The organism is Dickeya sp. CFBP 2040, from assembly GCF_012273755.1.
GTDB lineage: Bacteria > Pseudomonadota > Gammaproteobacteria > Enterobacterales > Enterobacteriaceae > Dickeya > Dickeya poaceiphila.
This window is the reverse complement of record NZ_JAAVXH010000096.1, coordinates 41,609-54,171: the sequence shown is the minus strand read 5'-3', so window position 1 is coordinate 54,171 and position 12,563 is coordinate 41,609. Positions and strand designations below refer to the sequence as shown.

Genomic DNA, 12,563 nt, shown 5'->3' with positions numbered 1-12,563 from the left:
GTGAAGATCATAAAATCGTTATAATCGTTGGCGGTGGGATAACATAGAGGATAAATCATAAATCGTCATTTGCGGCGCTTTGTCGCGGGAACGGCTTGATTACAACGTATTTTTATATCCTTTGTAACAATTTTGCCTAGAATATATACCAGAAACGACTGTCAGTTCGTTACTGGTTTCTGAACAATATTAGATTGAGTTTCGTAATGAAGCCAAGCGCTGGCGGCTATCACGTCTTTGGAGAAGAGAAATGCAAGAGAATTATAAAATTCTGGTTGTGGATGACGATATGCGCCTGCGAGCGTTGTTGGAGCGCTACCTGACTGAACAAGGGTTCCAGGTGCGCAGTGTCGCCAACGCCGAACAGATGGATCGCCTGTTAACTCGTGAGTCTTTCCATCTGATGGTACTGGATCTGATGTTGCCGGGTGAAGATGGTTTGTCTATCTGTCGTCGTCTGCGTAGTCAGAGCAACCCGATGCCGATCATCATGGTGACGGCGAAAGGTGAAGAAGTGGACAGGATTGTCGGTCTGGAAATTGGTGCGGATGATTATATTCCTAAACCGTTTAACCCACGTGAGCTGCTGGCTCGTATTCGCGCTGTTCTGCGCCGTCAGGCCAATGAATTGCCCGGTGCGCCGTCGCAGGAAGAGGCCATCATCGCTTTCGGCAAGTTCAAACTGAACCTGGGGACACGCGAAATGTTCCGCGACGACGAACCCATGCCGTTGACCAGCGGCGAGTTTGCGGTACTCAAGGCGCTGGTGAGCCATCCTCGTGAGCCATTGTCCCGCGATAAATTGATGAATCTGGCCCGTGGCCGCGAGTACAGCGCCATGGAGCGTTCCATCGATGTGCAGATTTCTCGTCTGCGCCGCATGGTCGAGGAAGATCCGGCACATCCGCGTTATATCCAGACAGTATGGGGGCTGGGTTACGTCTTTGTGCCAGACGGCAGTAAAGCATGATTCGATGGCGCTTCTCCCCGCGCAGCGCCTTCGCCCGTACGCTGTTGCTGATAGTTACTCTGCTGTTTGTCAGCCTTGTCACCACCTATCTGGTGGTGCTTAATTTTGCGATTCTGCCCAGCCTGCAACAGTTCAATAAGGTTCTGGCCTATGAGGTCAGAATGTTGATGACAGACAAGCTGCAACTGGAAGATGGTTCCACGCTGGACGTGCCCCCCGCGTTCCGGCGTGAGATTTATCGTGAGTTGGGCATTTCGCTATATACCAACGCGGCTGCGGAGGAGAGCGGGCTGCGCTGGGCGCAGCATTATAAGTTTCTGAGTCAGCAGATGGCGCAGCAACTGGGGGGGCCAACCGAAGTACGGGTAGAAGTGAGCAAGAATACTCCGGTGGTGTGGTTGAAAACCTGGTTGTCGCCGGATATCTGGGTGCGGGTGCCGCTCACGGAAATTCATCAGGGCGACTTCTCGCCGCTGTTTCGTTATACGCTGGCTATCATGTTGCTGGTCATCGGCGGTGCGTGGTTGTTTATCCGGGTGCAGAACCGGCCACTGGTCGATCTGGAACATGCTGCCATTCAGGTAGGTAAAGGTATTATTCCCGCGCCGTTGCGTGAATATGGTGCGTCGGAAGTCCGGTCAGTCACACGTGCGTTTAATCAGATGGCATCCGGGGTCAAGCTATTGGCGGATGACCGTACGTTGCTGATGGCTGGCGTCAGCCATGATTTGCGCACGCCGCTGACCCGTATTCGTCTGGCGACAGAGATGATGAGCCAGGAGGACGACTATCTGGCGGAGTCTATCAATAAGGATATCGAAGAGTGTAACGCCATTATTGGCCAGTTTATCGACTACCTGCGTACCGGACAGGAAATGCAGATGGAGGTGGCCGATCTCAATACGATTCTGGGAGAAGTGGTAGCGTCGGAAAGCGGTTACGAGCGTGAAATTGATAGCGAGCTTGCCCGTGGCGAGTTGCTCATGAAAGTCAGCCCATTGTCCATCAAACGGGCAGTGGCAAATCTGGTCGTGAACGCTGCCCGTTACGGCAATGGCTGGATTCGCGTCAGCAGTGGTCGGGAATTGCAGCGTGCCTGGTTTCAGGTAGAGGATGACGGTCCTGGTATCGATCCCTCTCAGCTCATGCACTTGTTTCAGCCGTTTGTGCGCGGTGACAGCGCCCGCAGTACCAGCGGTACCGGGTTAGGGTTGGCGATTGTGCAGCGTATCATTGACGCACACGACGGATCGCTGGATGTGGGGACCAGTGAGCGCGGCGGATTGCGCGTGCGTGCTTATCTGCCGCTGGCGTTCCCGAATCACTCTAGCGGCGCGTCGATACGGGCGCGTGATGTTAATCGCTGAGGAGCCGGTTCGATAAACGACAGTGTGTTAAGACACCATTCTGTTTCGCAAAACAATAAAAAAGGCGCGATTTCGCGCCTTTTGGCTGCCAGCACGCCACCGGGTGACCGGCGGCGGTACTTTGCTTAATGTGCCTTTGCTTATAATGCCGGACCAGCTGAAACCAGTGCTGCACCGGCAGGCGTATCAGTGTATTTGTCGAAGTTGGTGACAAAGCGCTGCGCCAGATCGCGCGCTTTCTCTTTCCACTGCGCCTCAGAAGCGTAGGTGTCACGCGGATCCAAAATCGCCGGATCCACACCCGGTAGCGCGGTCGGGATCGACAAATTGAAGATCGGCAGTGTCTGAGTTTCGGCATCGTCGATGCTGCCACTGAGGATCGCGTCGATAATGCCGCGCGTATCCTTGATGGAGATGCGTTTGCCGGTGCCGTTCCAACCAGTGTTGACCAGATAGGCTTTAGCGCCTGCCGCCTGCATACGTTTCACCAGCACTTCGGCGTACTGCGTCGGGTGCAGCGTCAGGAACGCCGCGCCAAAGCAGGCGGAGAAGGTTGGCGTTGGCTCAGTCACGCCGCGCTCGGTTCCGGCCAGTTTGGCGGTGAAACCAGACAGGAAATGATACTGCGTCTGGCTCGCTGTCAGGCGGGACACCGGTGGCAGTACGCCGAAGGCGTCGGCGGTCAGGAAAATGACCTTGGTAGCGTGCCCGGCTTTGGAAGCCGGCTTAACGATGTTATCGATGTGATAGATAGGGTAAGACACGCGGGTATTTTCGGTTTTGGAACCGTCGCTGAAATCCACACGGCCATCAGCCAGTACGGTCACGTTTTCCAGCAGCGCATCGCGGCGGATGGCGTGATAAATATCCGGCTCTGCCTCAGCAGATAGATTGATGGTTTTCGCGTAGCAGCCGCCTTCAAAGTTGAACACGCCGTCGTGATCCCAGCCGTGTTCGTCGTCGCCGATCAACTGGCGTTTCGGGTCGGTAGACAGCGTGGTTTTGCCGGTGCCGGACAGGCCGAAGAATACCGCCACGTCACCTTTCTCGCCCACGTTGGCCGAGCAATGCATCGACGCGATACCTTTGAGCGGCAGCAGGTAGTTCATGATGGAGAACAACCCTTTCTTCATCTCGCCGCCGTACCAGGTGCCGCCGATGAGCTGGATGCGCTCTGTCAGGTTGAACGCGACGAAGTTTTCCGAATTCAGCCCTTGTTCCTGCCATTGCGGGTTGGTGCATTTCGCGCCGTTCATCACGATGAAGTCTGGCTCAAAATCCTGCAACTCTGCATCGCTGGGGCGGATAAACATGTTTTTCACGAAGTGAGCCTGCCAGGCGACTTCGGTAATGAAGCGGACTTTCAGGCGGGTGTCGGCGTTGGCACCACAGAAAGCATCAACGACAAACACGCGTTTGCCCGATAACTGGCTGGTGACCAGCTGTTTCAGGTGTTGCCAGGTTTCCTGGCTGAGCGGATGGTTGTCGTTTTTGCCTTTGCCCTGATCTGACCACCAGACGGTGTCGCGGGTCACATCGTCACGAACGATATATTTATCTTTCGGAGAACGACCAGTGAAAATGCCGGTATCAACGGCTACAGCACCCAATTGAGTTTGGATACCGCGTTCGTAGCCTTGCAGGGTGGGGGATGTTTCTTCGGTAAAAAGTAAATCGTAGCTTGGATTGTAGACAATTTCGCGGACATCATGAATACCATAAGCCGTCAGTGCTTCTGGCGTAATGCCTTTTATCTGCATGTTGCTACTCCTGGAACGTTATAGTTGTACCCGTGGTAAGTCTAGACGGGAAGCTTATTTTAACCGCGATAACAATCAAAAAATTAAATAAATTAATTAATAACTTTGCTTATACATGTGAACAAAAAGCAATCAAATTATTGTTATCTAAACAGATTGTTCGCGTGGAGAACCTGGCTGTTTTTTATATGCCAGGAGATGTTGCTTAGCAGATAGCCCACGGACAGGCTACCTGCGTGAGATGCAAGAAGATCAATGTAACCCTGGGGCGGCACTGGGCTGACGAATCTCGGCGATGTCCTGCGCGCTGAACAGATAATGGCTGCCGCAATAGTCGCAGTGCATATCGACTTGTCCGTCCTGAGCCAGAATATCGCTGACCTCGTCTGTCGGCAGGGTCATCAGCGCGTCGGCGCAGCGTTCCCGTGAACAGTGACAATTGAACGTTACCGGCTGCGGTTCATACAGCGTAACGTTTTCCTGATGGTACAGGCGATAAAGCACCTCGTTGGCTGGCAGGCCAAACAACTCTTCACTTTTGACGGTGGCGGTTAATTGAGTGAGGTGGCCGAAGTCCTCACGGTTGCCATGTTGCGCAGGCAGCACTTGCAGCAGCATCCCAGCGGCACATTGACGGCTATCATGTTCGCCGGTGCGGATGAACAGACGTGTCGGCAACTGTTCGGACTGCTGGAAATAGTTTTCCAGACAGGCGGCCACATTGTCGCCTTCCAGCCCTACCACGCCCTGATAACGTTCGCCTTCGGTTGGGGTGATGGTAATGACCAGATAACCGTTGCCGACCATGTCATGCAGCGAGCTGTCGGCAGCAATGTCGCCTTGCAAGCGAGCGACGCCACGCATTTGCTGCTGATGGTTGCCATTGATCACCGCTAATTTCAGTGGGCCGTCGCCTTGTAACTGCACGGTGATATCGCCGCTGAATTTCAGTGTGGCGGTTAGCAGGCTGGTAGCGACCAGCATTTCACCCAGCAGATTTTTGACCGGTGCGGGGTAGTCGTGATTAGCCAGCATCTGCTGGAAAGTGTTGCTGACCGTTACCAGTTCGCCGCGAACGGCATGATTTTCGAATAGATAACGATGCAGTTGGTCATGATTGGCCATAAATGTTCTCTCATGTGACGATGGCTTATTCCGCGTCACTGTACTTGAATTTGATTAAATCCCGGCGTTCTTTTTTATCCGGTCGCCGGTCCGGATGCGGCATTGACAGGGCGTTAAGTTTTCTGGCCTGCGCCATTTTTTCCCGCTTTTCAATACTCTGCTGCGTTTCTGCGTACAGTGTTTGTGCTTGCGCCGCCGGACGCCGTTGGCTACTGAGGGCGCGAACCACCACCGTGCGTTCATCGTTGCCCTGACGCAGCGTGATTTCGGCATCCAGTTCCACCAGTTTGCCGGGTTTACTGCGCTGACCGTTATAATGCACTTTGCCGCCGTCGATCATCTCACGCGCCAGGGTGCGGGTTTTGTAAAAACGCGCGGCCCACAGCCACTTATCTAACCGGACAGCATTGTCGTCATCATGCTGACTGTCTTTGCTCATCAATACCCCTGATTGCTGACGCGAATCGACTTATGAATGTCCGGCAGAAAGGCCAGATAGTCGTTCATCGATGGGTGTTGCCGGAAGCGGTTTTCCTGTTGGCAGCTTGAGTCAGGGTTGCTGACGCCCAAACAATAACGGATGCCAAAAGTGCTGGCGGCATCCAGTATGGGTTCGCTGTCATCCACAAACAGGGTTCGTTCCGGATTAAACCCAATGTCTTCCTGCACTGCCTGCCATAACCGCTGATCTTCCTTGGGATACCCATAAGTATGGGTGGAAAGCAATAAATCAAGGTGTCTGTCCAGCCCGGTATAGGCAACCTTGACCGACAGGCTATGCGGATGGGCGTTGGTCAACAAAATCGACTGGCGACCGCTTTTACGCAGTGCGTGCAGAAAGGGCGCGGTGTCTTCACGCAAGCGGACGCGGTGGCCGATGTCGCTGGTCATTTGGTAAATATCCAGCCCCAACCGTTCACTCCAGTAATCAAAGCAGTACCAGTTCAGAGTATGATGTACCGCCTGATATTCCACCGCGAGCAAGTTCCGGGCTTGCTCCAGGCTGATATCGCGCTTACGGCTCAGGGATTCCGGCACCAGTTGCAGCCAGAAGTAGCTGTCAAATGCCAGATCGAGCAACGTACCATCCATATCAAGCAGGACGGTATCGATCTCATTCCAGTTCAGTTCGGAATTCATACTTACTCCAGTACAGATACCCTATCGCCGATTGAACCGGAGATAGGGTAGTCGATGTTACGAGTCTGGCGTACCGGCTAAACGCAACCGATCGCACTCACCGATTGACGACGCCTGACCTAGGAGTGAATCACATTTCCGTACATAGCGCTGGCGACGGGGGCTTCTGGCACCAGATGGCGTGCGTAGTATTGCTGGATATTGGCGATTCGCTGTTGGTTACGGCGGTATTTTACCAGCAGCAATACCAGATTCAGTATCAGAATAACGCTAAAGGCCAGCAACAGCAGACAAGCGCCTAGCGAACGCCACATGGTGATGGCATCGGGTTCGTTATGCAGCGAGATGTGACGCGTGCCGTTAGCGTCGATGCTAATCTGGGTAATCACGCCATCGGCTTCAAACGGCGTATGTAATAACAGGGATGACAGGCGCTGTAGCTGCTGCCATTGCTCCTGCGGCGGCAAATCGCGTAGCGGCGCTGTGGGAAGCGGATGACTGACGAGCTGGTGACCTTCATCGCTATGAATCAGAAAGCCGCCTGGCGGCGGACTATTTAGCGAATTGGATGCAGTGATAATTTCGCGGCTGTAGAACTCGTCGGTTGCATTTTTCACCAGCGCATCCAGCGACTCGGCGCTCACTGGGCGAAGTACCACACTCATCCCTTTTAATGCGCCGGAGCGCGCCCGTTTGACCAACACATCCCAATTTCTGGTGTTGCCCAGATTGATAAGCGCGTTTTTAAGCCGGGTACAGTCTTCTTCTTTCTCACATAACATGTCGGTTTTGAGCACGATATCAGAGAAGTTATTCAGCAGAATCATGCCGGATTTCTGGATGGAGTCTGCCAACTGGGAACTGACCTGGTTGTCGCTGGAAGCCGGGTGCAACTGTTCGTTGACTGTCTTTTGCAAGGCGGTGGCTTTATCTATGGTATCTGACTCAGGCAATGGCAGCGGTGCGGCTGTGTTCCAGTAAATGGCGGTGCAATCAAATGGCGCGAAAGCCGGTGCTCTGGAGGATGTCGGGCTAAGGCTGATTGGCGGCACATAGCACATGCCAGTTCCATGTACCTGTAATTTGTCACCAATGTGTAGCGGCAGGCGCTCCAGTTCTTCTATCTGGGTAACCTTGATGCTGCTAGTGCCTTGTACCCAAGCCAGACTGAGCTTGAGAGGAAGATCAAACGGTACCGATGTCAGCAGTAATATCAGGCTAAGCAGTGCGCCGACGGCCAGCATGACGTTTTTGCCCCATTGCTGTAGCGGGAAGAATTTGACTTCGTTGTGCAACGACAGGTAATTGCCTTGACGTACGACCTGGCGGGTTAAATAAATATCCACATCGGTTTTTCTGCCGAGATCGTAACCGATATAAGGCTGCCAATGGGGAGGGTAGATAAGATCAATATTGCCGAGCGATACATTGCCGATAAGGCTCTGGCTGGCATCGCTGAATAATCCCATACATTGTGGTATGCCATGCAGGCAATGCACTTCGTGCAACTCTTTTTGCGTGGGTGGACGAAACAACTGCCAGCATCCCCAGGCCACGATAAGGCAGGCAGCGCCAGCCAGCCAGGGCAACATCGGCAGTGGACTGGTCAGGCTGAACACCAGCAGCAAAAATGCCAGGCTCAGCATCCCGGCTTCGCGCAGGCCGCGTGAGCGGTGCACAGCGTGTTCTTCCGGGGTTTCTTTGCGAATCGCAACCAGTTCAGTGTGTTCATGGCCTTCTGGCCTAATCGATGCCTGTTCGACGGGAATATCGGTTCCGGAAAGTGAATCTATTTCATTGACGAATTCCGCCAGCGAATGACCATTCAATGAAATAACCAGTGGAATCGAACGGGTTTTGATCAGTTCGATTTCATTGTTATGGGTGATGTATTGTTCCCAACGTGCGGGCAGATGGATTTCCTGTGTATCAATATAATAGCGCCATTTGTTGGGGGCCTCGGTACTCAGCCCATAACGGGTAATACTATGAGTAATGGGATACACTCGGTTGCCCGGCAGCAGGCGGTGTCGCGCGGCAGGAACGGATGCGGAAACCGGGCTATCCGATGGGGCCATGGAAAGATAGCGTTCAATGGCAATACGTTCCGATTGCGTTAGTTGACGATGTCCAGACGATGTAACTGGCAAACGCTTGGCGAATAGAAGACGACGATGCATGAGATAACCAATGATCCCCCCTACCGCAATCGGACAGGCAAACAATACAGCCAATATGATGAGTATTGTGCGCATATTATCTTCAGCCAACAGCGTAAGGTTCCCTCTGTTATTACGGATAGTAACAAAATTACACGAACAATGTTAACTCACGTCGCGTTGGTTAATGACTGAATTAACCGGCTATATAACTTTTTAACTATTCATGCTAGCAAGCTAAACGGAGAGTGGAAATGAGGAAAATCCGAATTTTTTCTGCTGACAGGTAGGGTAAATGTTCATGGTCATGTGGCAGGTGTTATATAAGAAAAATTAATATGTTTCATTGTTATCGATATGTAAATTCGACATTATGAAGTTGCAGCTACTGTTAATGTTAACGCACAATGTGTCTCACTGAATATTCTGTAGGAAACAGCGGCTCTACCGATTTTTGTTCCGTGCCGACATGGCCTGAACGGGGAAAGCCTGTTGATGTTTCCTCATTGAGGCCACGATGAATAATAACCTGCAAAAACCCAAAATCCTCAAGGTTGAGACCGTAGCCCGTTCACATCTTTTCAATGTGGAATCCGTTGATTTGGAGTTTAGTAACGGTGAGCGCCGTATCTATGAGCGTCTGCGTCCGTCGGGGCGCGAAGCGGTGATGATTGTGCCGGTGATCGATGATGAGCTGCTGTTGATTCGTGAATATGCGCTAGGGATTGAGCAGTATGAGTTGGGTTTCCCCAAAGGGTTGATTGACCCAGGTGAAACGGTGTTTGAAGCGGCCAACCGTGAGTTGATGGAAGAGGTTGGATTTGGCGCGGAGCAGTTCAACTTGTTATCCACTCTGACCATGGCGCCTGCTTATTTTTCCAGTTGCATGAATATCGTCGTGGCGAATGGCCTGTATCCGCAACGCCTGCAAGGCGATGAGCCGGAGCCGCTGCAACTGGTGCGATGGCCGCTGGCGGACATGATGTCACTGCTTGACGAACCCGATTTCCGCGAAGCCCGTAATGTCAGCGCGCTATTTCTGGTGCAGCAGTTTCTGATGCAAGACAAGAACAGATAGCGTCGGTAATAACTTAACTTCTCGTCGTTGCGCATTCCTGTCGGTACGACCTGCGTGGCAGCCCATAATGTCCAAAGAAAAAGCGCGGTATCCGCGCCTTTTGGTTGTCAGCTGTAAACCACCTCATCGGGAGGTGGTGATTGTTATCTGCCACTGATAAAAACAGTGGCGTATTCTCGCCGGAATCAGAACAACTCTTCCGCCTGACCACTGCTGGTATTGAACAAGGTTGTCCCGGCGTCATGTACTGCTCGCTCGGTTGGCTGCGTGCCGTCGATGAAGAACTCCTGACGGCTGTTCGCACCGCCATCAGACAGCTTGCCGCTGCTGCGATCAATCGTGACAGTCACGACACCCTGCGGTGGCGGTGTTTTATCCTCAGGCACGCCCGCCAGCGCTACTTTCATGAAGTCATCCCAGGCGGGTTCGGCACTTTTCGCACCGCCTTCGTAGCCGGAAATCTGGTCGCGGATCACACCAGATGCCGACGTGCGGCCAAGATCGCGGCGGTGATCGTCAAAACCAATCCACACAGAGGCAACGATATTCGGGCCATAACCTGAGAACCAGGCGTCTTTCGAGTTGTTGGTGGTACCGGTTTTACCGCCGATATCGTGACGTTGCAGCACCTTGCCTGCGCGCCAGCCGGTTCCCATCCAGCCTGGTTCACCGAATACGTTACTGTTAAGCGCGTCCTTGATCAGGAAAGCCAGCGGCGTACTGATGACATGTGGCGCGTAAGGTTGGGTTGCCGCCTGTCTGGCGACTTCCGACGGTGTAATGGGGTCAACCTGGGGAGCGACCTGCACGGTGTTTTGCTGTGAGGTGGCGACGTTTTCCATGCTGTCATCCGACAAGACGGCGGAACGCTGGGTATCCCCATAAATTACCGGCAGATTACAGGTATCACACACCACTTTCGGGGTGGCGGTGAAGAGCGTATTACCATTGGCGTTATTGATTTTGGTGATGAAGTAGGGATCAACCAGATAACCGCCGTTGGCCATCACCGAGTAACCGCGTACCACCTGCAACGGCGTAAAGGACGCTGCACCCAGCGCCAGCGATTCCGTATGTACGATGTTCTGCTCTGGGAAACCGAAGCGTTCCAGATAGTCGGCGGCGTAATCCACGCCCATGGCGCGCATCGCCCGCACCATTACTACGTTTTTCGACTGTCCCAGGCCCTGACGCAGGCGGATAGGGCCATCATACACCGCAGGCGAGTTTTTCGGACTCCAGTCTGAACCGGCACCCGGATCCCAGCGTGTAATCGGGGCGTCGTTAAGGATGGTGGCCAGTGTCAGCCCTTTATCCATTGCTGCGGTGTAGAGGAAAGGCTTGATGTTTGAACCTACTTGCCGCAGTGCCTGCGTCGCGCGGTTAAACTTGCTCTGATTGAAGTCGAATCCACCTACCAGCGCCAGTATCGCGCCGTCTTTCGGATTGAGCGACACCAATGCGGAGTTGACGTCCGGCACTTGCGCCAGCCACCACTCGTTATCGACTTTGCGCACCCAGATTTGCTGACCGGCTTCCAGCACGTCCGCCACCCGTTTCGGCGTGGGGCCTTGCTGGTCATCTGAACGGTAAGCGCGCGCCCAGCGCACCCCTGCCAGTGGCAGTTCGACTTTGTCGCCGCTGGCCATGATGGCATGAGCTTTGTCTGCGCCGGCATCCGTCACCACCGCCGGAAATAGTGGCCCGTAAACCGGTAGTTTTTTCAAGGCTTCGACAATCTTGTCTTGTGTCAAAGCCGGAGTGCCGACTTTCCACAACACCTGGTCTGGACCACGATAGCCATGACGCATGTCATAGGCGATGACGTTGTTGTGCACTGCGTCTTCCGCCGCCAGTTGCAACTTGCGGGTGATGGTGGTGTAGACCTGATAACCATCGTTATAAGCATCCTCGCCGTAGCGTTTCACCATTTCCTGACGCACCATTTCAGCCACATACGGTGCAGAGAAGCCGATTTCGGGGGCGTGATAATCTGCCACCAGTTTTTCGCTGCGGGCTTGATCGTACTGCGATTGCGTAATGTATTTTTCGTCCAACATACGAGACAGTACGACGTTACGACGAGACACGGCGCGATCATAAGAGTAGAGCGGGTTGAAGGTGGACGGCGCTTTCGGCAAACCGGCAATCATCGCCATCTGCGCCAGCGTCAACTGCTCCACCGGCAGGCCGAAATAGACTTGTGCCGCTGCCCCGACGCCGTAAGCGCGGTAACCGAGATAGATCTTGTTCAGATACAGCTCAAGGATCTCGTCTTTGGTCAGCGTTTGTTCGATGCGGATCGCCAGAAACACTTCCTTAATCTTACGCAGCAACGTGCGCTCAGGACTCAGGAAGAAATTACGCGCCAGCTGCTGAGTGATGGTGCTCGCTCCCTGCGATGCATGGCCGGACGTCAAGGCAATCACCGCGGCACGAATGATCCCCTGTGGGTCAACGCCGTGGTGCTCAAAGAAGCGACTGTCTTCCGTTGCGATAAAGGCGTTCACCAGTGTGGGCGGGATCTGGTCCAGCTTCAATGGGATACGACGCTTTTCGCCAAACTGGGCGATCAGTTCGCCGTCAGCGCTGTAAACCTGCATGGGGGTTTGCAGACGGACATCTTTCAGCGTGGCGACATCAGGTAGTTGTGGCTCGATATAGCGGTAGAGGCCATAGAGCGAAGCGGCTCCCAGCAGAATGCAACTCACTGCAAGGATGAATAGGTACTTTACGAACTTCACCGGAGATTTTCCATTCAGTAGCAATTGAATAGTTTATAAACAGACGGGCGCTAGTATAAAGGGAAGCCAGCAAGGTGAATATACCCGTCGTCTTTCAGGTTACAGGCGTATGGCTGACTGCTGTACCCGGTCTTTTTCTGGTCCTCTCCCCCTCGCGGGGCAAACCGGGGGTTACCCGGTGACCGCCTTACCTGCAACCCGACGTCTGGCGGGTATCTGC

General features: G+C 53.5%; 9 protein-coding genes. 3 read left to right on the top strand and 6 right to left on the bottom strand.

What is annotated here, in order from left to right; all coding sequences use genetic code 11:
• Positions 1-250: 250 nt before the first annotated feature.
• Together ompR and envZ are read left to right on the top strand one after the other, a co-directional pair.
• Positions 251-970: a two-component system response regulator OmpR gene (gene ompR, locus Dpoa2040_RS14835; protein WP_005969424.1), complete on the top strand. Its 720-nt coding sequence runs from the start codon at positions 251-253 to the stop codon at positions 968-970.
• Positions 967-2,337 carry a two-component system sensor histidine kinase EnvZ gene (gene envZ, locus Dpoa2040_RS14830; RefSeq protein WP_168641750.1) on the top strand — a complete coding sequence of 457 codons (1,371 nt, stop codon included), beginning with the start codon at positions 967-969 and terminating at the stop codon, positions 2,335-2,337. Before ompR ends, envZ begins: the two co-directional genes overlap by 4 nt.
• Before the next feature lie 140 nt (positions 2,338-2,477).
• On the opposite strand, the gene pckA is transcribed toward envZ, so the two are convergent.
• The 5 genes from pckA to Dpoa2040_RS14805 all read right to left on the bottom strand — a co-directional run bounded on the left by pckA (position 2,478) and on the right by Dpoa2040_RS14805 (position 8,617).
• Positions 2,478-4,097 (bottom strand): phosphoenolpyruvate carboxykinase (ATP), encoded by a 1,620-nt coding sequence (gene pckA, locus Dpoa2040_RS14825; RefSeq protein ID WP_168641749.1) that lies wholly within the window; start codon positions 4,095-4,097, stop codon positions 2,478-2,480.
• A 252-nt stretch (positions 4,098-4,349) separates the two neighbouring features.
• On the bottom strand, positions 4,350-5,222 hold the full coding sequence (gene hslO / locus Dpoa2040_RS14820; protein ID WP_168641748.1) for an Hsp33 family molecular chaperone HslO: 873 nt from the start codon (positions 5,220-5,222) through the stop codon (positions 4,350-4,352).
• Positions 5,223-5,247: 25 nt separating this feature from the next.
• Positions 5,248-5,661 (bottom strand): ribosome-associated heat shock protein Hsp15, encoded by a 414-nt coding sequence (hslR, locus tag Dpoa2040_RS14815; protein WP_168641747.1) that lies wholly within the window; start codon positions 5,659-5,661, stop codon positions 5,248-5,250.
• A complete protein-coding gene (gene yrfG / locus Dpoa2040_RS14810) occupies positions 5,661-6,362 on the bottom strand; it encodes a GMP/IMP nucleotidase (protein WP_168641746.1) in 702 nt (233 codons plus the stop codon). The genes hslR and yrfG overlap by 1 nt, the downstream gene beginning before the upstream one ends.
• Before the next feature lie 119 nt (positions 6,363-6,481).
• Entirely contained in the window at positions 6,482-8,617 is a 2,136-nt protein-coding gene (locus Dpoa2040_RS14805) for an intracellular growth attenuator family protein (RefSeq protein WP_168641745.1), read from the bottom strand.
• A gap of 421 nt (positions 8,618-9,038) precedes the next feature.
• On the opposite strand from Dpoa2040_RS14805, the gene nudE reads away from it, so the two are divergent.
• The gene (gene nudE, locus Dpoa2040_RS14800) at positions 9,039-9,599 is read left to right on the top strand and encodes an ADP compounds hydrolase NudE (protein WP_168641744.1); all 561 of its coding nucleotides are present in this window, start codon (positions 9,039-9,041) and stop codon (positions 9,597-9,599) included.
• A gap of 185 nt (positions 9,600-9,784) precedes the next feature.
• Here nudE and mrcA read toward each other — a convergent pair whose 3' ends face one another.
• Complete coding sequence (gene mrcA, locus Dpoa2040_RS14795; protein WP_168641743.1) at positions 9,785-12,343, bottom strand: peptidoglycan glycosyltransferase/peptidoglycan DD-transpeptidase MrcA; 2,559 nt, start codon at positions 12,341-12,343, stop codon at positions 9,785-9,787.
• Positions 12,344-12,563: the final 220 nt, after the last annotated feature.

Bases quoted from the DNA above. Each gene is read 5' to 3' on its own strand.
- ompR (WP_005969424.1), top strand. From the start codon at position 251: ATGCAAGAGAATTATAAAATTCTGGTTGTGGATGACGATATGCGCCTG.
- envZ (WP_168641750.1), top strand. From the start codon at position 967: ATGATTCGATGGCGCTTCTCCCCGCGCAGCGCCTTCGCCCGTACGCTG.
- pckA (WP_168641749.1), bottom strand. From the start codon at position 4,097: ATGCAGATAAAAGGCATTACGCCAGAAGCACTGACGGCTTATGGTATT.
- hslO (WP_168641748.1), bottom strand. From the start codon at position 5,222: ATGGCCAATCATGACCAACTGCATCGTTATCTATTCGAAAATCATGCC.
- hslR (WP_168641747.1), bottom strand. From the start codon at position 5,661: ATGAGCAAAGACAGTCAGCATGATGACGACAATGCTGTCCGGTTAGAT.
- yrfG (WP_168641746.1), bottom strand. From the start codon at position 6,362: ATGAATTCCGAACTGAACTGGAATGAGATCGATACCGTCCTGCTTGAT.
- Dpoa2040_RS14805 (WP_168641745.1), bottom strand. From the start codon at position 8,617: ATGCGCACAATACTCATCATATTGGCTGTATTGTTTGCCTGTCCGATT.
- nudE (WP_168641744.1), top strand. From the start codon at position 9,039: ATGAATAATAACCTGCAAAAACCCAAAATCCTCAAGGTTGAGACCGTA.